This window comes from Neolewinella lacunae (genome assembly GCF_014349155.1).
In the GTDB taxonomy this organism is placed as follows: domain Bacteria; phylum Bacteroidota; class Bacteroidia; order Chitinophagales; family Saprospiraceae; genus Neolewinella; species Neolewinella lacunae.
This window is the reverse complement of record NZ_JACSIT010000098.1, coordinates 1-20,562: the sequence shown is the minus strand read 5'-3', so window position 1 is coordinate 20,562 and position 20,562 is coordinate 1. Positions and strand designations below refer to the sequence as shown.

At 53.7% G+C, this 20,562-nt stretch carries 12 protein-coding genes and 3 pseudogenes; 3 read left to right on the top strand and 12 right to left on the bottom strand.

Annotated features, from left to right (window positions below; translation table 11 throughout):
* Window positions 1–188: 188 nt before the first annotated feature.
* Window positions 189–1,658, bottom strand: a complete 1,470-nt coding sequence (locus H9S92_RS09335) for a helix-turn-helix domain-containing protein (RefSeq protein WP_187466444.1) — start codon at window positions 1,656–1,658, stop codon at window positions 189–191.
* 611 nt (window positions 1,659–2,269) lie between these two features.
* On the opposite strand from H9S92_RS09335, the gene H9S92_RS09330 reads away from it, so the two are divergent.
* The 3 genes from H9S92_RS09330 (at window position 2,270) to H9S92_RS09320 (ending at window position 6,000) form a co-directional block, all read left to right on the top strand.
* On the top strand, window positions 2,270–3,397 hold the full coding sequence (locus tag H9S92_RS09330; protein ID WP_222936041.1) for an endo-1,4-beta-xylanase: 1,128 nt from the start codon (window positions 2,270–2,272) through the stop codon (window positions 3,395–3,397).
* 57 nt (window positions 3,398–3,454) lie between these two features.
* Complete coding sequence (locus tag H9S92_RS09325; protein ID WP_187466442.1) at window positions 3,455–4,885, top strand: MFS transporter; 1,431 nt, start codon at window positions 3,455–3,457, stop codon at window positions 4,883–4,885.
* A 107-nt stretch (window positions 4,886–4,992) separates the two neighbouring features.
* A complete protein-coding gene (locus H9S92_RS09320) occupies window positions 4,993–6,000 on the top strand; it encodes a glycoside hydrolase family 43 protein (protein WP_187466441.1) in 1,008 nt (335 codons plus the stop codon).
* A 605-nt stretch (window positions 6,001–6,605) separates the two neighbouring features.
* Here the strand turns inward: H9S92_RS09320 and H9S92_RS09315 are convergent.
* From H9S92_RS09315 to H9S92_RS09280, 11 genes and pseudogenes are all read right to left on the bottom strand, one after another.
* Window positions 6,606–7,094, bottom strand: coding sequence for a hypothetical protein (locus H9S92_RS09315; RefSeq protein WP_187466440.1), 489 nt, complete (start codon window positions 7,092–7,094; stop codon window positions 6,606–6,608).
* Window positions 7,087–8,331 (bottom strand): AAA family ATPase, encoded by a 1,245-nt coding sequence (locus H9S92_RS09310; protein WP_187466439.1) that lies wholly within the window; start codon window positions 8,329–8,331, stop codon window positions 7,087–7,089. Before H9S92_RS09310 ends, H9S92_RS09315 begins: the two co-directional genes overlap by 8 nt.
* 415 nt (window positions 8,332–8,746) lie before the next feature.
* Complete coding sequence (locus H9S92_RS09305) at window positions 8,747–10,924, bottom strand: COR domain-containing protein (RefSeq protein ID WP_246463771.1); 2,178 nt, start codon at window positions 10,922–10,924, stop codon at window positions 8,747–8,749.
* Between the two features lie 192 nt (window positions 10,925–11,116).
* Window positions 11,117–11,542: pseudogene (locus tag H9S92_RS22825) on the bottom strand (leucine-rich repeat domain-containing protein); the annotation flags it as partial.
* 23 nt (window positions 11,543–11,565) lie between these two features.
* A complete protein-coding gene (locus tag H9S92_RS09300) occupies window positions 11,566–11,712 on the bottom strand; it encodes a hypothetical protein (protein ID WP_187466437.1) in 147 nt (48 codons plus the stop codon).
* 137 nt (window positions 11,713–11,849) lie between these two features.
* Window positions 11,850–12,755, bottom strand: coding sequence for a restriction endonuclease (locus tag H9S92_RS09295; RefSeq protein ID WP_187466436.1), 906 nt, complete (start codon window positions 12,753–12,755; stop codon window positions 11,850–11,852).
* A 159-nt stretch (window positions 12,756–12,914) separates the two neighbouring features.
* Window positions 12,915–15,176, bottom strand: a complete 2,262-nt coding sequence (locus H9S92_RS09290) for a COR domain-containing protein (RefSeq protein ID WP_246463768.1) — start codon at window positions 15,174–15,176, stop codon at window positions 12,915–12,917.
* A gap of 60 nt (window positions 15,177–15,236) precedes the next feature.
* Window positions 15,237–16,037, bottom strand: a pseudogene (locus tag H9S92_RS22820) (leucine-rich repeat domain-containing protein); the annotation flags it as partial.
* Window positions 16,034–18,550 (bottom strand): Eco57I restriction-modification methylase domain-containing protein, encoded by a 2,517-nt coding sequence (locus H9S92_RS09285; RefSeq protein ID WP_187466434.1) that lies wholly within the window; start codon window positions 18,548–18,550, stop codon window positions 16,034–16,036. The gene H9S92_RS09285 and the pseudogene H9S92_RS22820, both read right to left, overlap by 4 nt.
* A 21-nt stretch (window positions 18,551–18,571) precedes the next feature.
* Window positions 18,572–18,655: pseudogene (locus tag H9S92_RS22905) on the bottom strand (type IIG restriction enzyme/methyltransferase); the annotation flags it as partial.
* Between the two features lie 178 nt (window positions 18,656–18,833).
* On the bottom strand, window positions 18,834–20,474 hold the full coding sequence (locus tag H9S92_RS09280; protein WP_187464761.1) for an IS1182 family transposase: 1,641 nt from the start codon (window positions 20,472–20,474) through the stop codon (window positions 18,834–18,836).
* Window positions 20,475–20,562: the final 88 nt, after the last annotated feature.

Here is a 20,562-nt window from a genome sequence, read left to right as displayed (position 1 = left end):
GGGATAGGGCGTGGGGATAGCCCAAGTAGTAGTGGGCCGAGGTGCAAGCGTTGCCGTTAAAGTCAGGGCCTGACTGGACACGTGATGGGGGCGCGCGCCTCTCCGTCGAGTACTTACGTGAATAGAAACGCTTACGCGTATTGCGACGCTACGCGCCGCAGCCTTGCTACGCCCCGGAGGGGCTCGACCTAGAGGCGTTTCAGGGCGGCCTTGACGCGCTGGTATTTTTCGCGTTTGCGGACGATGACGGGCTCGGCGGCGCGTTCGGCGCAATCCATGATGGGGCAGCGTTCGCAGGTGGTGTTGACGGTGCGGATGGGGATGGCGGGGTCGTCCGTCCAGGTGATGGTTTGGCGGAGCTTGGGGTTGAGCAGGAAGCCGAGGGTGACGGAGACGTTCATTTCCGGCTGAGGGTAGCCGGTGCGGGCCATGGTGAGGCAGAGGTATTCGTCTTCGGTGCCGAAGTACTGGCTCCGCTGAACGTCGATGCGGATGCCTTCGCTGCCCCGGTGGGTCATTTCCTGGAGCACGCTGATGCTCACCCAGCGGCGGCAGTAGTGTTCGAACAGTCCGTTTTCGTGGGGATGGTGCCGGCGGTGGAGGTGAAGTTCCTTATCGATGGCGAAGCCGGCGGTGGTGGGGTTGTGCAGGACGCGGAGGAAAAACATTTCGCGGAGGCCGAAGAACTGGGGGATCACGTTCGTCAGGCGGTGGTAAAACATCTCCGGCGTCGCGTTGTAGCGCTGCATGAGGGCCAGAAAAGCTTCGCCATCCCAGCGGGGCAGGGCAAAAAATTCGCGCACACTTTCCACGAAAGGCTGGAGGGGGATGTGCAGGGCTACGCTGAAGTAGGTGGCTTTGCTGTGGTTGAGCACCTCTTCGAAGATCCGGCTGCGGAGGAGGCTGCTGGTATTGGCGCGTTCGACGAGTTTGAGGTGGTTGAAGCCGAGTTCCTTGCCGAACTGAAAGCTGCGCTGGACGGGGGAAAGCTGGCCGTTGAGGAGCAGGCGTTTTTTTTCCGGTTGGAAGTAGGCGCGGAGCATGGCCAGATCGGGGTGGTCGTCAAGGCCGTTGGGGACGATCTCGTAGCCGTAGCGTTCTTCGAGCAGGCTGGCCAGAGTGCGCGGCGGGATGGGGCGCAGGGTGGGCAGGCGGTGTTGGCGGGCGAAGGCTTCGACGGCCTCTTCGAGTTCGGGGAAATAATTGTCGTGCAGCTCCAGGTAGGAGCGCAGGGCGGCGAAGTAAAAATTTTCCTCGCGCAGGGCGTAGGAGCGGGAAAGCTCCAGCAGGGTGCTGATGAAGGCCCCGACGCGGGTGGGGGCCTGGGCGATGATTTCGGCAACCTTGCCCAGCTCAATACCGAAGAGCTCCAGGGGCAGTTCGTTGAGGAAATTGGACTGCAGGAGCTGGGTGACGGGGGCGAGGTTGCGGCCCAGTTCGTCGTTGGTGAGCTCTTCCACGCTCGTGCCGAGGGCTTCGGCGAGGCTGCTGACCTTGTCCGTCTTGGGAAACTTCTTTCCCTTTTCGATCTCGTTGAGGTAAGACAGGGACATGCCGGAGGCCTTGGAGAGATCGGCAAAAGACAAGCCCTGCTCCTGGCGGAGTTGTTTCACCTTGAGGCCAAAAATGATTCGTTCGTTTGCGGTCTTCGCCATCATCGGGGGGCAAAATAGGCAAAGTCTAGCGAATTTTCGCGGCGCGTGGGTGTGGTTCCGGACCTGCGGTCCGGCTGGGGAGGTTTAGCCCATGGAGTTACATGGAGTAGGGCATGGAGTTGCTTGGAGTTTTTGTTGGATCCGGACCTGCGGTCCGGCTGGGGAGGTTTAGCCCATGGAGTTACATGGAGTAGGGCATGGAGTTGCTTGGAGTTTGGGGTGCCCCAGGTATTGTCGCGGCTTCAGCCCGACCACCGGGGACCGTGGTCCCTTTTGCCCATGGAGTTGCATGGAGTAGGGCATGGAGTCACACGGAGTTTACAGCCCGCCTAAGGTATTGTCGCGGCTTTAGCCCGACCACCGGGGACCGTGGTCCCTTTTGCCCATGGAGTTACATGGAGTAGGGCATGGAGTTGCTTGGAGTTTGGGGCGCCCCAGGTATTGTCGCGGATTTAGCCCGACCCTCCCCTTTTGCCCATGGAGTCACATAGAGTCACACGGAGTTTACAGCCCGCAATCGTCTTTTTTTGCCCCTGCAATGGATTGCAGTTACCAGCGCATGAACAACGAAGGTTCGCAGTGCTTACTTTAGCCCTTACACTATCTGGATGATTATGCAACTACGCCAATTTTTCGCTTTGGGTGCCCTTGCCGTGGGCCTTACTTACTGTGCTCCTTCAACTCCCCCGGCACCTGCGGCCGCGCCCGAAGAACCCACCCTCAAAAGTGCTTTTGCCGGGCATTTTACCGTCGGTGCTGCCTTGGGCGCGCCCCAGTTTACCGGCCAGGACACGGCGGCGGCGCAGCTCGTAGCGCGGGAATACAACACCATCACCCCCGAAAATGTCCTGAAGTGGGGGGAGGTGAACCCCGAGCGCGGGGTGTACAACTGGGAGGCACCCGATGCCTACGTGCAATTCGGCGAAGACCATAATATGTTCATCGTCGGGCACACCCTGGTGTGGCACAGCCAGCTGGCGGAATACGTCAAAGAAATCAAGGATCCGGAGCTGCTGCGCGCTGCCCTGAAGGAACACATCGACGCGGTTGCCGGCCGCTACCAGGGCCGCATCGACGGCTGGGACGTGGTGAACGAGGCCCTGAACGAAGACGGCACTTTGCGCAAATCCGTATTCTCTGATGTGCTGGGGGAAGATTTCCTGACCGATGCCTTCAAAATGGCGGAGGAAGCCGCCGGCCCCGAAACCGAGCTGTACTACAACGATTACAATATGTGGAACGCCGACAAACGCAACGGTGCCATCCGCATCATCAACAAAATCCGGGAGAACGGCGGCCGCGTTGACGGCGTGGGGATGCAGGGCCACTACAGCCTTTCCGGTCCGTCCATCGACACCATCGAACAGTCCATCCGGGCTTTTGCCGATGCCGGCCTGAAAGTGATGATCACCGAGTTGGACGTTACGGTGTTGCCCAATCCCTGGGACCTCGTAGGGGCGGAAGTCAGCCAGAACTTCGAAGGCAGTCCGTTTATGAATCCCTACCCGGAGGGCTTGCCTGATTCGGTACAAACGGCGCTGGCCGTGCGTTACGAAGACTTGTTCCGGCTCTTCCTGAAGCATTCGGATGACATCACCCGCGTCACGTTGTGGGGCGTCAACGACGGGCACAGCTGGCTGAACGGCTGGCCGATCCGGGGCCGGACCAACTACCCCCTCCTCTTCGACCGGCAGAACGGCAAAAAACTGGCCTACGAACGGGTGATGGCCTTGAAAAAATAAAGGTGTGTTTACCCTACTTTCACCCCTTATTCACCGTCTTTTCATCTTTTCGTATTCATGTCGATTGCAAACCACCAACTGAGCGTAACGGAGAAAGTAGGCTATGCCCTGGGCGACCTCGCCGCCAACCTGGTATTCCAGACCCTGGTTACTTTCATCGCCTTCTTTTATACCGATGTGTACGGCATTCCCGCCGGCTGGGCCTCGCTGATCATTTTCTGGGCGGGCATCCTGGGCGGTGCGCTCTTCACGCCGGTGATGGGGGCCATTGCCGACCGGACGCGGACGCGCTGGGGCAAATTCCGGCCCTGGATTCTCTGGACTGCCATCCCCTTCGGCGCCATCGTGATGGCCACTTTTGCTACGCCGGATTTTGGTCCGACGGGCAAACTCTGGTACGCCGGCGTCACCTACCTTTTGCTGGTGATGATTTACTCGGCCAACAACCTGCCGTATTCCGCGCTCAGCGGCGTGCTCACCGGCAGTATGGCCGAGCGCAACAGCCTTTCCAGCTACCGCTTCGTGGCGGTGATGGTGGCCCAGTTCATCATCCAGGTGCTGGTGTACCCCATCGTGCTTTGGGCGGGTGCGGGCGACAAGGCCGTGGGTTTTGAGAAGGTGATGATGGTCCTGGCCGTGGTGGGCGTCGTCTGCTTGCTGATCACCTTCCTGACCACCAAAGAGCGGGTGATCCCCAAACCCGAGCAGGAATCTTCGGTGGCGGCCGACCTCAAAGACCTCTTCCGCAACCGGCCCTGGGTGATTATGCTGGCGCTGACGACGCTGGTTTTCGTCGCCCTGGCGCTCAAAGGCGGGTCTTACATCTACTACTTCGAGCAGTTTATGGACAAGGCCGCCATGGCCGCTTTCCTGGAAAACGTGGGCTTTACGCGGTTTTTCTCGGCCGAAGACCCCGCTTCTTCTACCTTCAGTTTGTACAACGCGACCAGCATCATTTGCCAGATCATCGGCATTTTCTTTTCAAAGGCGCTGGCGGACAAGTACGGCAAACGCAACGTTTTCGGCGGCTTTCTTTTCCTCTCTACCCTCTTTTTGCTGGCGCACCTGCTGATGCCGGCCACGGCGGTGGCGGGGGTCTTTGTTTTGCAGATTGGCCACGGCCTCGCGTACGGCGTTACGGTGCCGATCCTCTGGGCCATGATTGCCGACGTGGCCGATTATTCCGAGTGGAAAAACAACCGTCGGGCCACGGCCATCATCTTCTCCGCGATGATCTTTGGCCTCAAGGTAGGCCTCAGCATCGGCGGCGCGCTGGTCGCCGGCCTGCTTTCGTACTACGGCTACGCCAAGGACCTCGCGGTACAGGCACCGGAGACCCTCACGGGCATCCGTTTGCTCATTTCCGTCTTTGCTTCGCTGCCTTTCCTGATCGGTTGCGGCCTGCTGTTCTTCTACGAAATTGACAAGCGGATGGAAACCCAAATTGAAACCGACCTGCTGAACAGCCGGGCGGAGAACCTTGCGTAAATTTTCACCAGGGCGCGGCCGCAGGTGCCGGGGAAAGTTGAAAGGCCGGGGAAGTTCCTGGCTCAGTTACCTCCCCCGGCACCTGCGCCCGCGCAAAAAATAAGTACATGGCCAACCCACCAAATTACCAGGAACTCGCTAAAAAAGCCATCTCCCAGCCCCTCGTCACCCACATCTACACCGCTGACCCCTCGGCGCACGTCTTCAACGGCAAGCTCTACATCTACCCCAGCCACGACGTTGACGCCGGCATCCCCTTCAACGACAACGGCGACCACTTCGGCATGGAGGATTACCACGTGCTGAGCGTCGACGAGCAAACGCTGGAGGCGACCGATCACGGCGTTGCGCTGCACGTGGCCGACGTCCCCTGGGCCACCCGGCAAATGTGGGCACCGGACTGCGCGGAGAAAAACGGCAAATTCTACTTCTACTTTCCGGCGCGCGACCAGGAGCAACGCTTCCGCATTGGCGTTGCGGTGGGTGATGACCCGGCGGGCCCGTTCGTCCCCCAGCCCAACTACATCCAGGGCAGTTACAGCATTGACCCGGCGGTGTTTGTAGATGACGACGGCGAAGCCTATATGTACTTCGGCGGCATCTGGGGCGGGCAGCTCCAGAAATACCGCAACAACGAATGGGCGGATGGCAACGAGTTGCCCGGCAAGGACGAAGCCGCGCTATGCCCGCGCGTCGCCCGCCTGACGGACGATATGCTGGCGTTCGCCGAAGCGCCCCGGGCCGTGCTTATTCTCGATGCGGAAGGCCAGGAACTCACCGAAGGCGACAACGACCGCCGTTTCTTCGAAGCCAGCTGGCTGCACAAGTACAACGGCAAGTATTACTTCAGCTATTCCACGGGAGACACGCACTACATCTGCTACGCCATCGGGGACAACCCCTACGGCCCCTTCACTTACGCTGGCCGCATCCTCGAGCCCGTCATCGGCTGGACGACGCACCACTCCATCGCCCAGTGGCAGGGCAAATGGTGGTTGTTTTACCACGACTCCATTCTTTCGGAGGGGGTTACGCACTTGCGCTCGGTGAAGATGGCGGAGATCAGGTATGATGCGGAGGGGCGGATTTTGGGGTTGGTGCCTTATGGGGAATGAGTTTACAATTTACAATTTAACATTTACAATTTGACATTTGCTGGGTGGGGTTGACGTTTGCTGGGATGATTGGGCGGGGCTGTTTTCGACTGGATCAGGACCTCCGGTCCGGCTATCCCTTTTGCCCATGGAGTTGCATGGAGTGTAGCATGGAGTTGCATAGAGTTTGGGGCGCCTAAGGTATTGTCGCGGCTTTAGCCCGACCCTCAACACCCCAGAACCAAAAAAACTCCCCCAAAGCGATTTATACCCCTGAGGAACTTTCGCCTTCAAAGATTACCACTTCGAGAAATTCCCCTCATTTCAGACGGCAAAAGATGCCTCGGAGGAGAAATCGCTTAGGAGGGAGGCTTGCTAAGAAATCAACCGCCTTCCCAGAAAACTAGCTCACTAGGGTTGATCCAACCTCCCGGCGGATGCCAAATTTTAAATGTTGAATGTTGAATCGTAAATTTTAAATCCCCCCGGCTCCTCGTAGGTGTCGATGGGCCAGCGGGTTGGAGTAAGGACTGGAGTTTTCCGCCAGCCCCCAACAAACTCCAAGCAACTCCATGAAAAACTCCGTGTCACTCCATGGGCTAAAAAAATACCAAAGCCAGCCCCCCTCATTTCAATTTTATCTCGCCCACGATCAACAAGCGAAAACCCGTCTCCTGCCGGAATTGCTCCATGGTACTCTGGTGCCCGAATTTAAACTGGGGATGCTTGGAGTTGGCCAGTACCGCCAATTTCTTTCTGAAGTCGGCCGCATTACGCCCCTCCATCAACAGAACGGTGGTTTGCCTTAACTGGTCGACGCCAAGCGAGATCCAATCCGAACCCCGGTGCTTAAGTTCTACCAGTATCACGTGTCCCTTATAAGTCAGCATCCCGTCGCAAGACCGCTTAAGGTTGCCGTCCTGATCCACAATCTCGATACAATGATCAATCGCGGTAAATACGCAAGGGAACGCGGCGGGGTTCAGCACCACGCAATTCCAAACCACCTGGCCACTTTCGTCAATGTACGCAGCCCCGCCGTCCTGCGGGTCGTGCAGGCCGAACCGTTCTGCCTGGCTTTCCGACTGGCACTTTGCAACGTTGAAATTAATCATCGATTTCTTCTTCGAGCTCCAGCAATTGATCAAAAAGATCATTTGTCTCCGCCAACAGCTGGTTCAAATGATTTTCGTCCGACGGAATACCATTGTAGTCTTTCAATCGCAGGATACTACCATCAGCATTCATTTCGTATACATACACACCTTCTCTATTTAAAATAGATGCCTCCGGAACGATGTTATGCACTGCCCTCCACCACTCCTCCGCACGTTTCTCATCGTCGACTTTTATTTTATCCACTACATTCTTAGCTTTTATAGCTAAGCTAGTATAATTTAATATATATGGACTATGTGTTGTAAGCAAAAGTTTATTCCCTTCCGTCATGTTATTGAATTTAAACAATTCGAACAACAACGACATCTGAGACTTCGGATATAAATTTTGCTCAGGCTCTTCTACAATATTTATAAATACTAAGTTTCGGTATACCGAATTGAGTTGCTCCAAAAGTAATTCCCGGAGATCTTCTGTGAGGTCTTTCCTATTCAGCAACTTATCTAATTGGTCCTTGATCTGTTTTTCCTGTTCAAGGCTAACTCTCTTTACACCTTTGCTCTCGTCTTTGTCTACATTCTCCGCCAAATTTTTAGACACCATGTACAAAGGCAAAAGCGATTGAATTCCACTAGAAGCGTTTTTCAGCCTAACCTTATAATCATCCCCTTTAATATAAGATATTTTATTCTGCCGCTGATATTCAAATTCTACTTTGGCTACCGGAATTGGAATAATCCCTTTTAAATTACGTTTTGCGGTTTCAAACTCTTCAAGAAAGGTGTAAAGCGGCAAAGGCAGATTTTTCAACCTGCCCGGATCCTCTACCACGCTCAAGAAATTCCTTTCTGCTGGCACGTACATTATCTTGGGAGATCGAAAATCTTTTAACGGTTGCTCTTCAATTATCACGTTTCCATCCCGATAAAACAAATTCACATGTTCACCATAATAAAGGATGATGGTATTATCTTTAAAGTAAGTATCTATTCCCTGATACGCACAGTACTTCTTACGAAATCGGTTGTAGGTAGTAACCTCTTTAACGGAAAGCTCCTTTTTGTACAAAGACTTTTCAATCCACGAAATGGTAGAAATTAACTTCGCAACGCTGCTTTTACCCGTGGCTTGATTGCCGATTAGGATAGTGACCTTTTCAAAATACAGGAACTCGTCATCTCCAACAACCCCCCCGTTGATTGGCCCAAAGTTCTCGACTTTAATCTTCGCCATCTTGCTGTACTTTACTGGAACAAAGCTAAGGAAAGGGACTTACTCCACCTATTTTAGTTGTAAACAACTCGTTTCCAGCCCTTTAAACCCCTTTCAGGCCTCGCTAACAGACTTATCGATGCCTCACCCGCCCCTTCAACACCTCTCTTCTACTCCCCCACATAGCCCATTGTCTAGCACACTGAGGAAGGAGCTCTGTGTCTTCAATCTGCTTTTGCTTTAGTGGGCTGTTGGAGGTCCAGACCTTCCCCATCGCAGCAGTTCCCAAACGGATCCGGACCTCCGGCCCGGCAAACCAACCGGACCAGAGGTCCGGATCCAAAAAAAGCTCCAAGCAACTCCCCGCCCCCACTCCAAGCAACTCCATGGGCTGAAGGAATACCCGGACCAGAGGCCCGGCCCCCTCTCATACCCCTCACCCCAAAAACCACCCCTTAAACTCCCCCCAACTCCGCGGCACCCGCGCCCCATCCTTACTCAACTCTTTTTCCCATTTCAGGGACATCCCCGGCACGAAAGCCAGCAAATCCAACGCTATTTTGATTTTCGCTTTCGCCGGCCGCTCGTACCAGGCTTCGCCGGGCTGCTGGGGGACGGGGAGTTGCTCCACCGTTTCCTCCAACTTGCGCATAAACTGCCGCTCTTCCTGCCGACTGACGAACAAGTCCTCCCGCGTATTTTCCACTTCCTGGCCGATGTGCAGCAGGATTTGGCCCAGGGCCGTTACCTTTTGGTTGGTGTCCTTGCCGGTGGCTTCGATGCGGTCCAGTTGTGCGGTGAGGCCGGGGAGGGCGGCTTCAATGGTTTTACGCTGCTGCTGTTCACTGGGTTGTTCGCCGAGTTTGCTGGCCAGGGACAACAAGCGGGAGGCAATTTGCGCCGATACTCGTCGCTCTTCCTCGCCACTGAGCACGCCCATGATTTGGTTGTCTTGCAGTCTCCGATAATCACTGGAGAGCAGCGCCGCCGCGTCCGAAGGATACTGCCGATCTAGCAGTTCCAGGGCTTCCTTTATTTGGTTGCTTGACACCAGTTGGCGTATCCGTTCAGCAAAATTCATCGGTGATTGTTTTTCAAGTCGTTGAAATCCTTCCAGTAAAAGCGCAATGGCAGTTTGGCGGTTGTTGCCGCAAAAGGCAATCGGGTCGCCTTCATTTCGTAATTCCAGCAGTTTATTCCACCCGAAATAGTGTTGGCCAAGCATACCCGCCCGGCAGCGTTCGCAGGGGCAAGGGATTTCCTTCTCAAAACTGATCCGGGGAAAAGAGCGCCGGTGTATCGTCTCCAATTCCTGCACCACCAAAGACAGCAGCGCGTAGTGCCGCGGTGCCGACCCCTCCACGATAATCTCAATGATCCGCTCCCCGTCTTTATCGGCCAGCGGACGGGAAACCCGCGCCCGGCAGCCTTCCCGGACCAAATAAACACCCTCCTGCCAGTAATGGTCCGCTTCCAGGTGGGGGTGCAGCCGCACGATCAACTGCCCGAGCAAACCCTTCGGCAAATAATCGTAGTGAAAACGCACGCCCAGGTCGGGCCGGACGGACGGCGCTGCGGGCTCGTGCGCAGAAAACAGCGTCGGCGTAAGGTACTCCCCTGCCTCTGTTTTCCAACAGAGTTCAAAAGCATCCATTTGCAGCAATTGCAGCATCAGCTCGTGGTTGCTGGGGTCCGTAACGCCGTTCTTTTGCCAAACGCTGACGATCTCCTCCCGCGTAAAACGCCCCTTGCGATTGATGATATCCTGGCTCTCCGTAATGCCGTAAACGGCGGTGGTGACCCAGTCGATATCGAGCAAAACGTTATCGAACAGCAGCCCGCCGTGTTCGTAGTGCAAGATTTCGCCGAGGCGGGCCAGGTAGCGGGTGAGCAGCAGTTTACTCTCTTCTTCGACAATGCCTTTGGGCGCACAAAGCTTGCCGAATTCTTTCCAGGAAATGCGCCGCTCTTCCCGCATTTCACCCAGCTCCCGCCGGATGTCTGGCCAGCCTTTGATGATTTTTTCCCCTACGCCGGGGAGTTCGATGAGCGCGGTTTGGATGTCGCGGCGAAGGTCGTCAAAAGCCCCACTTTGCGTAGCGAGGTTCACCGCTTGAAAACTGATCTCCAGCGTTTCCGCGTAGCGCTCCTGGTAGGGCCCGAGGTTAAAGCCTTGGTGGCTTTTATCGCTATTGAATACGTTGTGTACCACCAGCACCCGCGCCTTCTGCCCCGCGTTACGCCCCATCAGTTCGATAATGCGAAACCAGTAATTGAGCTGGCTGGCCTCGCTTTCCACATTGTTGCCGCGCTTATTTACCACCAGCAAAAAGACCGTCCCCGGCGTAAAAAAATACTGGTGGGTCAGGTGCTGAATGTCTTGCCCGCCGAAATCCCAGACGCTGGCGCTGTACGCTTCCTCCTTGCCGGGCACGGGAAATGTCCAGTCGCGCCAGATATTGATGCCGTGGGTTTGGGGCTCGTCCGGGTTCGGTACGAAAGTGGGGTCTTTGAGTTTGTGCAGCAGCGTAGTTTTGCCCACCTTCCCTTCCCCGACGATCATCAGACGGCCTTCGTAGGCTTTTTGGACACCGAGGCGCTCTTGATCGGCCAAGTACTTTAGGACCGCTTTGGTACCCTGCTGGGCGATTTCTCGGGGTGGGTTGATGAGGGAGTTTTCATCAAGATATATTCCGTCATCTGTAGAGTACCGACCAAACGAAATGGGCAGTCCTTTGTTCAATAAGGCCGCCAGCGGCTCAAGATCTTTAATTTGGTTGCGATTAAGTCCAAGTTTTTCCAAACCCACCATCCCAGCCAGCGGATCAAGATCAGTAATTTGGTTGTTGTGAAGCCAAAGGGATTCCAAACCCACCAGCCCAGCCAGCGGATCAAGATCAGTAATTTGGTTGCGAGAAAGATCAAGCACTCGCAAACCCACCAGCCCAGCCAGCGGAACAAGATCAGTAATTTGGTTCCTGAAAAGAATAAGCTTTTCTAAACCTACCAGCTCAGCCAGCAGCCCAAGATCAGAAATTTGATTGATGTGAAGATAAAGGGATTGCAAACCCACCAGTTCAGCCACTTCATGCGGAATCTTTAGTAGCTTCAACCCGCTCAAATCAAGCGCCCACTCCCCCTTCTCCCGGCAAGCCTCAATCCGCCGCAAAGCCTCTAGATACCCCGCCTCCGGCGTCTGCTCATCCTCCGTCAGTTCATCCCACTCTTTCATAGCACAACCTTTTCATACTCCCCCTACCCCATACCAAATTCCCCATCCACTAGTAACACCTCCGCATTCGTCAATCCATACAGCCGGTACACCAACACGTCGATCTCCGCCTCCAACATCGAAGTGTCGGCCACAGGATCGGACTGCTTTTGGGTTAGGATTTGGGTCACTAGCATTTCTCTTTTTGAATTGTTTGGATTTGGCAGGTAATGTCCGAAATATACTTCAATTTAAAGAACATTACCAGTAGTTATCAACTCAGAAACTGGCACCACTACCAGGCAGTAGCCTTAAAATGATCAAAACCTCACCCCACACCCAAAAACCAGACAGCCTGCAAAGGCAACATGTCCTTCTGCTGATCCGTCATCTTAGGATAAAACTCTTGCCAGAGACTGATGAATCTCGGGAAGTCAATCAGCTCCAAGTGTTTGAATGATTCGCGGGCGTAGCGCTCTGACTCCGAGGTGAAGCGGCCACTGGTAATGAATAAGCCTACGTCGCCCTCCTTATTTAATAGCCCGACTAACTGCCGCAGAACGTCCACACTAACCGCAGCATCCGGACGGTGCTTGACCTGGATTTTCATGCGCGGTGGTTTGGTGCCCAGCGGATCCCCGTAGGCGATCAGGTCAATGCCGCCATCTTTGCCCTTTGGTGCTACGTGCGGGATGAAATAGCCCATAGCAATGAGTAAAGTGCCGCAAATATCCTGGAAATCGTACGGTGTCATTTTAGTGACGTAGTCCTTGATGCCAGCGATTGCTTCTCTTTCGTATTCTTCCAGCCTTTGCGCTGGCGTGAGTCCGGGATCTTCTGAAAGTTCAGTTTCGACGGGTTCTTCCGGCGCAGCGTCATTTTGTTCTTTTTTCCATTCACGGTATTTTTGAATGGCGGTATCCAGCATATTTAACATGCCCGCTTTGTAAGCTTCTTCTCCTTCGGAAGTTAACGTCCAGATACCCTTGTTTTTACGCAAGTAGCCAGCTTTACTTAGGTCGATCGTGTAAAAGTTTAGGATAGACTGCCAGCGAATATAACCGGTCTTTTCGTACCGACTCCGTTCATGATCGTTGAAATCAACCGTTTCTCCCACGTACTCAATCACTTCATTCGCTAGTGCTTCGCCGTCGTTTTCGATCAAATAATTCACTGCCGCATCAAGCCCCCTAACCGCAGTTTGCTTTGTAGGAGAGGTTTTGTTCTTTGCCATATTACATCTTGTTGAATTCTTCTTTAGGTAGTTCAAAAATAGGGTTCACCCCCAACACCTCCGCATAACCCAAGCCAGTACACCAACCCGTCGATCTCCAGTAGCGTCCGCTCCGCCTACCTTAAGGCTCCCGAGTCCTAGTAGGCGATTTTGCGAACCTTACCCCCCAAAAAACCACCCCTTAAACTCCCCCCAACTCCGCGGCACCCGCGCCCCATCCGTACTCAACTCTTTTTCCCATTTCAGGGACATCCCCGGCACGAACGCCAGCAAATCCAACGCTATTTTGATTTTCGCTTTCGCCGGCCGCGCGTACCAGGCTTCGCCGGGCTGCTGGGGGGCGGGGAGTTGCTCCACCGTTTCCTCCAGCTTACGCATAAACTGCCGCTCTTCCTGCCGACTGACGAACAAGTCCCCCCGCGTACTTTCCACCTCCTGGCCGATGTGCAGCAGGATTTGGCCCAGGGCCGTTACCTTTTGGTTGGTGTCCTTGCCAGTGGCTTCGATGCGGTCCAGCTGGGCGGACTGCTTGAGCAGGACGGCTTCAGTGGTGGTAGGCTGTTGCCGCTCACGGGACTGTTGCGGGAGGTTACTGACATATGCCAATAGGCGACTGGCTATCTGCGCCGATACCCGCCGTTCTTCCTTACCGCTGAGCAGGCCCCCGATTTTGTTATCGAGCAGAGCGCGGTAATCCCGGGAGATCAGCGCCACAGCGTCCGAAGGATACTGCTCGTTCAGCAGTTCCAAGGCTTCGTCAATTCGGTCGTCCGACACCAGCTGGCGCACCCGTTCGGCAAAACTCATGGGTGATTGTTTTTCGAGTTGTTTAAATCCTTCCAGCAGGACGGCAATCGGTGTTGCATCCCCATACTGACAATACGCTTCTGCTTTACCATCTTGCAGCAGTTGCTGCAGTAAAGTATGGGGAAAGTAGTGCTGTTCTCGGTTGGGCTGCCGACAGGTTGAGCAGGGACAGGGAATGGAACGCGTGAACTGAATCCGGGAAAAAGAACGGTCAATAACCGTATCCAACTCTTGGCGAATGCGCCGCAAAAAAGCGTAGTTCTGGGGTGCGGCCCCTTCCACCGTAATCTCTAAATAATTACTGGCCACGGGCTGGCGGACCAAAGCGCGGCAGTTGGTTTCCGGATCTTTCAGATAGATCCCGGAGCGCCAGTAGGCTTCTCCTTCGGCCAGTGCGTGGAGGCGCACGATCAATTGCCCGATCAAGCCCTCCGGCAGGTAATCAGCGGAAAAACGCAGGCCCAGATCGGAGCGGACCTCCCGGGCGGCTGCCGCCTTTGCCGAAAACAGGGAAGGGGTCAAAAAATCGCCGCCCTGCGTTATCCAACACAACTCAAACGCGTCCACTTGTAGCAGCTCCAACATCAGGTTATGGTCGGTGCTGCGCGTTACCCCGTTGGCTTTCCACACCGCAATGATCTCTGCGCGGCTGAAGCGGCCCTGGTTGTCAATAAATGCCTGGTTCTGGGTAACCCCATATACGGCGGTGGTGATCCAGTCAATGTCCAACAGCACATTGTTGGACAACAAATTGCGGCCTTCGTAATGGATGAGTTCCCCCAGTCGGCCCAGGTAGCGGCTCAACAACAGTTGACCTTCCTCGCTCTCAATCCCGTGCTCCTCGCAGAGATCTGCGTAGGTGTCATAAGTGATTCTTCTTTTGTGGCGCCAAGCCCCCAACGCCGCCCGAACGTCGGGCCAGCCTTTGATGATGTCGCGGCCTACCTCCGGAAGCTGCAGCAAGGCGCTTTGTATTTTCTGGCGCAGGTCGGCCAGCGCACCCACGTCTTCGTTGAGGTTGACGGTGTGAAAATCAATCGCCAAACTATCCGCGTAGCGTTGCTGCAATTCTGCGAGGTCGATGCCCGTGGCCGTCCCGTCGCCACTGAACCGGTTGTGAACCACCAGCACCCGAGCCTTCTGGCCTGGATTACAGCCCAGCGCCGTAATGATGCGGAACCAATAATCCAGGTTGGCGTACTCGTCCTGGGTATTCGAGCCGCGCTTATTGACCACCACTACGTACACCGTTCCGGGGGTAAGAAAATACTGGTGGGTCAGGTGTTGTACGTCCTGGCCCCCGAAATCCCAAACGCTGGCCCGGTACTCGGCGTTGGTCTGGGGGACAGAAAATCGCCAGTCGCGCCAAATGTTGATCCCGTGGGTTTGGGGTTCGTCGGGCCGCAGTTGGCAGTCCGGATCTTTAAGCTTGTAGAGTAAACTGGTTTTACCCACTTTACCCCTACCGAGCAGCATCAGGCGGCCTTCGTAGGCTTTTTGGGTGCCGAGGCGGTCTTGTTCGGCCCAGTATTTTAGGACGGCTTTGGTGCCTTGCTGGGCGATTTCCAAAGATGGGTTGGTGAGAGGGTTGTTGTAAATATAGATTCCATCCATTGGGCCATGCTCCTTAAAAATTAGCGGCAGCCCTTTTTCTAATAAACTGGACAGTGGCCCAAGATCAGAAATTTGGTTGGAGGAAAGATTAAGCTCTCGCAACCCCAACAGCTCAGCCAAGGGGCCAAGATCAGAAATTTGGTTGCCGGAAAGGTAAAGCTCTTGCAACCTCACGAGCCCAGCCAATGGCCCCAGATCAGAAATTTGGTTGCGTTCAAGACTAAGACTTTTCAAAGCCACCAGCCCTTCCAGAGGGCCAAGATCAGAAATTTGGGTGCGTTCAAGACTAAGACTTTTCAAAGCCACCAGCCCATCCAGGCCCCCTAAATCAGAAATTCGATTACCGCCAAGCTCAAGCCATTGCAAATTCACCAACTCAGCCAGCGGCCGAGGATCAGAAATTCGGTTGTCACCAAGCTCAAGCCTTTGCAAACCCATCAACTCAGCCAGTGGACCAAGATCAGTAATTTCGTTATTGTAAAGAATAATCCTGTACAAACTCGTCAGTCCAGCCAGTGGACCAATATCAGAAATTTGATTGCCGTTAAGATCAAGCAATTTCAAACCCACCAGCCTGGCCAGTGGCCCAAGATCAGAAATTCGGTTATCACCAAGATAAAGTTCTTTCAAACCCACCAACCCAGCCAGCGGTCCAAGATCAGAAATTTGGTTGTCATTAAGATATAGCTCTTTCAAACCGACCAGCCTCCCCACCTCATGTGGAATCTCCAGTAGTTTCAACTTGCTCAAATCAGGCCCCCTCCACCTGATCTCCCGCCATTCCTCTATCCGCCGCAAAGCCTCCCGATACCCCGCCTCGGGCGTCTTTTCCTCCTCCGTTAGTTCCTTCCACTCTTTCATACCACAACATTTTCATACTCCCCCTCCCCCATACCAAATTCCCCATCCACCACCAAGACCTCCGCATACGTCAGCCCATACAGCCGGTACACCAACACGTCGATCTCCGCCTCCAACAACGAGGTGTCCGCCTGCGGGTCCAACTGCTTTTGGGTTAGGATTTGGGTGACGAGATTTGTGATAGACTCCTCGTATCCGTTCAAAGATATTGGCATTGGAAAGCTTTCAATCTTGTATTTTTTCCACCTATTAGTCCCCATCCCCGTAGTTGTCGATATTAAACTAAAGTAAAATTCCGACAGTCTTGAATTTAAAATCGCCATTTTCAATTTTAATTGCTCCCCCACCATAAAGAAAGTGGTTGCCTCAGCAAACACATTTTTTTCAGTATATGCAAATTTTGGCTTATCTGATATTTCACCCCAAATCAGTTTTGGCTGGAGAAATAGATCAAAGTATGCTTCTGAAGGGTTATTATCCAGTTCTGCCCAGTGATGTTGTCCATTCACAACTTGCCCCCTTTTAGACAATCGTTCTTGATGACTTAATAAATACTCAAATATTTCAGGATACTTTTTTTCGACCTCCATGTGCTGTTTGTACCCTACCTTGACAAGGTATAAATCAGGTAATTCTATACTGTACTTTTTAACATCTCTTCCACGAACTAATTGAGGCAAAATTTCAACAGCTAAGGGATTCGAATTTACGAACGACTCGTAGAGTGGCTTTTCAATTATAAAAGCCTCATTATACCCAGTCTTCACTCCAAAGCTAATTCTGATACCCGAGTCTGCAAGACTTATAGAGTTTGCTTCTATTTTAGTTTTTACATCATGCTTACGCTCATTTATCACAGCCCATTCTTCGTTTGGCTTAGCTTCAATTTTATATCTTTTTTTGAGTGCAATTGCTGCAAAGTTAGAAATTTCAAAAGACTGCTTATCAATCGAGCTTACGTAAAATTTTGAATCCGTACTATTCTTTCGAGAGTAGAAGAGAAGATTCACCTCGACAGTTGCCTCTTCAAAGATCTGTAGATCTTCAAAATTCACTATGCCATCAATTTGGCCATTCTCTAGCAAGAATGACTTAAGGTACACTCCATATTTAGTTTGAAGCCATGAATTTGATGTTATGAGTCCAAATGAACCCCCTATTGACAAAAGCCTAGTGCTTTTTTCGCAGAATAAGCAATACACATCGCCACGCCTTGTATAAGTAGTGTAATTATGACTAAAGTAATCCGCTTGGCTTGAAAGGTCTTTCAAAGGCACATACGGCGGGTTCCCCACCACCACATCAAACCCCAAAAACTCCCCTTCCGCGCCCAGCACGGCGGGAAATTCGAAGCGCCACTCGAAGGCATTTTGGTAGATGGCATTGTTGCGCACGCCGGCCAGTTCGGTTTCCAGGGTAGTCACTTTGCTGCGCAGGGCGGGCAGCTCGGCGGCTATTTTTTTGGCGTCGACGGCGCCGAAGAGGTCGCCCACCTCCAGCAGGCCCTCCAGTTGGGTGAGTTTGCCGCGCACTTTGGCCAGGTCTTTCACGCGGGGGTCGGCGCGGGCAATGTGGGTCTGGAAGTTGTGTTTCACCTTATCGATCAGCTCCAGCAGTCGGTCTTTGTCGTCCTTGCCGGTGGCGCGGTGGTAGTCGCGCACGGCCTGGCGGTAGTCGTCCAGCGTCAGCCCATCGGCGGCGCTGAGGGCCTTGGAGAGGTCGTCGTGGAGGGCGAAGCGGGAGATCAGGGAGTTGCCCTGTTTGATGTTGATGTCGATGTTGGGGAGGGTTTCGAGCTGCGTTTGATTGGCGATTGGCGATTCTTGAGTCTTGATTCTTGATTCAGCTGCCGCACGGCTTTGCTCGCTCCGCTCGTCGGGGCGGCGGTAGTAGGCATTTTTCAGCAGCTCGATCCAGAGGCGGAGCCGGCAGATTTTGACGGAGTTGGGGTTGAGGTCAACGCCGAAAAGGCAGTTCTCGATCAGGGTGCGTTTTTCCTGGAAGAGGGTTTCCTGGATCAGCTGGATGCGCTCGTCGTAGGCGCTGCCCCCCGACTTTCCCGGGGTGGCGGGCCGGACGGTGTAGGCAAAGGCTTCGCCGTTGAGGAGGTCGGTCACCACGAGTTCGTCGTTGGCGACCTCTGCTCTTATCCGAATTTCCACTGCACCTGCGTCCGCGCCCAAAATGCCCAGCTCCGATTTGGTGGCGATCAGCTCGTTGAGGGCCGAGACGAGGAAGTGGCCCGAGCCCACGGCGGGGTCGCACACCGTGATGCTGTTCACCAGGGCATTGGCGGCGCGGCGGGCCTCCGTGTGGTAGATTTTGCCGAGGTAATTTTTCAGGTCCGCGAAGCTATCGGAAGCAAAATCGGCGAAGGGGCCGGTGTCGTCGCGGAATTTCTGCACCACGGCGCGGCGGATCGTCTCGCGGCACATGTATTCGGTGATGAAGCCGGGCGTGTAAAAACTGCCGTCGCGGTAGCCGTTGATCTTCTCAAAAATGAGGCCCAGCACGCTGGCGTTGATCAGCCGTTTGTTTTCTTCCTGGATGGCGGCCTTGCCCTCGCTGCTGAAATCGTAGGCATCCAGAAATTCAAACAGGTAGCGCAGGGGCGGCAGCGCTCCCGGGGCCGTCTAAAAAGTCAGCCCCAAAGCTGTGGGGTGCGCCACGGTGGCTGTGCTGGTTGCGTTCTGACACATTTAAGAAAAAATATGTGTTCCTTTTTTGGGCCTCCCCACATGCTGGGTGGGCCTTCAGGGAGTTAAAAATGCCGTCTAGACGGATTTTTGGGCCGTTTTAGGTCATTTGGGCCCTTTGTACGACCGGAGTAAGCAGACTACGCCCTTGCTCAATCGATAATTTATGTAATCGACGAAGATTTGTGGCTATCGAAAGGAGGCCCATCTCAATGTTAACCCCCGTAAGTCCCTTTAGTGTAAACCGACGTCTTCCCAGATTGGCCTTCAAGTTGCCAAAGAAGCCCTCGACTTCTGCGTTACGGCGCAGGCACTTTGCTCTACCCTCTTTCGTGCTCAGACGAGCTCGGGCTTGCTGGCGATAGCTTTGACCTTTGTGGCTAATGGTTACCACTCGGTTGCCGTCTTGTTTATGACACATCCCGCGCAAGGGGCAGCCTATGCAATTGACGGCTTTGTACTTACTTGTTTCACGGATATACCCACTTGCTGTTTTCTCCTCTCCCTCTCCACAATACGTCATATGCTGACCCATGGGGCATATCAGCACATTTTGCTCTTCGTTATAGTATAACTGGCTTGGCGCAAATGGCGCTTTAAGTACTCCTTGCTCTTCCTTGTAATAGCCCGGGTATTTGAGGTAGGCTTCTATCTCCTTGCCCTCACAATAGCGATAGGCCTCTTCGTTGCCATACCCCGCATCGGCTGTAATGGCCTTGGGCAAGTTCAATCCGATTTGGCTTAAGATCGATTCGGTGTCTTCAAGATGAGGAATGAGGCAGGCCGCATCAGAAGGCGTCTGGTGCATTGTCCAGTTTACAACAAAGTGGTTTTCCGTTCCCACTTGAGCATTGTAGCCGGGTTTTAGCTCCCCGTTGCCCAAGTGGTCGTCTTTGGGCCTCATGAACGTAGCACCATGATCCGTTTTAGAGTAAGACGACCGATCTCCCAGTAATTCTTGCTGGCGCTCATATTCCTGGAGTTTGGGCAAGGACTTGCTCTCCAGGTTTTTCAGTTTTGTCTTTGCCTTTTTGACCTCTTTGGCTTCCTCCTTGGTGCTGGGGGACTGACTTTCTAAGGCTTTGTTGAGTCGATCAATCGTTTCTTGGACTGCTGCACTGTCGCTGAGTTTGTCCCCTTGATCATCCCCATCGGCAGCTTGCTCATCCTCTTTATCCGCTTTTTCACATAAAGCGTCAATCTGAGAAACGATCATCCCTATCTGGTCTAGCACCGACTTCTTGTAACGCTCAACGTTTGACTTCCAAACGAAGGTGTACCGGCCAGCTACTGACTCCAGTATAGTGCCATCTAAAAAGTAATCATCCAGCTTGACATAGCCTTGTTCATGTAAAGTCAACAAAACGTGGGCAAACACTTCCTTTACCCGGCCACCCATGCGGTGCTTGCGAAAGTTATTGATCGTATTGTGATCGGGAGTGGACATCCCACTTAGCCACATGTAGCACACGTTCTCATAGCAAGCCTTCTCAATCGAACGAGATGAGTACACCCGATCAGAATAGGCATAAACCAACACCTTAAGCAGCATCCGAGGAGAGTACGCGCTACTGCCACCTCCTAAATAGGTGCTTAGGATCGAATCAATGTTCATCCCATCTATAATCTGGCTGATCAGCCGCGCCTTATGATGAGGCGGTACCATGTCGGCAAGATGTGGAGGGAATAGCAAGCCTTGGTTCTGGAGGTCAGGCTTGAAAACTGCTCTTTTTGTGCTCATCGGCTACGGGGATGGGAACAGCCTCAAAATACTACTTTTTCGTATTTTGTACCAGAATGCCCCCCTAGTAGACTTTTTAGACGGCCCC

Coding starts and splice junctions, on each gene's coding strand:
- H9S92_RS09335 (WP_187466444.1), bottom strand. CDS start 1,658: ATGATGGCGAAGACCGCAAACGAACGAATCATTTTTGGCCTCAAGGTG.
- H9S92_RS09330 (WP_222936041.1), top strand. CDS start 2,270: ATGCAACTACGCCAATTTTTCGCTTTGGGTGCCCTTGCCGTGGGCCTT.
- H9S92_RS09325 (WP_187466442.1), top strand. CDS start 3,455: ATGTCGATTGCAAACCACCAACTGAGCGTAACGGAGAAAGTAGGCTAT.
- H9S92_RS09320 (WP_187466441.1), top strand. CDS start 4,993: ATGGCCAACCCACCAAATTACCAGGAACTCGCTAAAAAAGCCATCTCC.
- H9S92_RS09315 (WP_187466440.1), bottom strand. CDS start 7,094: ATGATTAATTTCAACGTTGCAAAGTGCCAGTCGGAAAGCCAGGCAGAA.
- H9S92_RS09310 (WP_187466439.1), bottom strand. CDS start 8,331: ATGGCGAAGATTAAAGTCGAGAACTTTGGGCCAATCAACGGGGGGGTT.
- H9S92_RS09295 (WP_187466436.1), bottom strand. CDS start 12,755: ATGGCAAAGAACAAAACCTCTCCTACAAAGCAAACTGCGGTTAGGGGG.
- H9S92_RS09290 (WP_246463768.1), bottom strand. CDS start 15,176: ATGGATGGAATCTATATTTACAACAACCCTCTCACCAACCCATCTTTG.
- H9S92_RS09280 (WP_187464761.1), bottom strand. CDS start 20,474: ATGAGCACAAAAAGAGCAGTTTTCAAGCCTGACCTCCAGAACCAAGGC.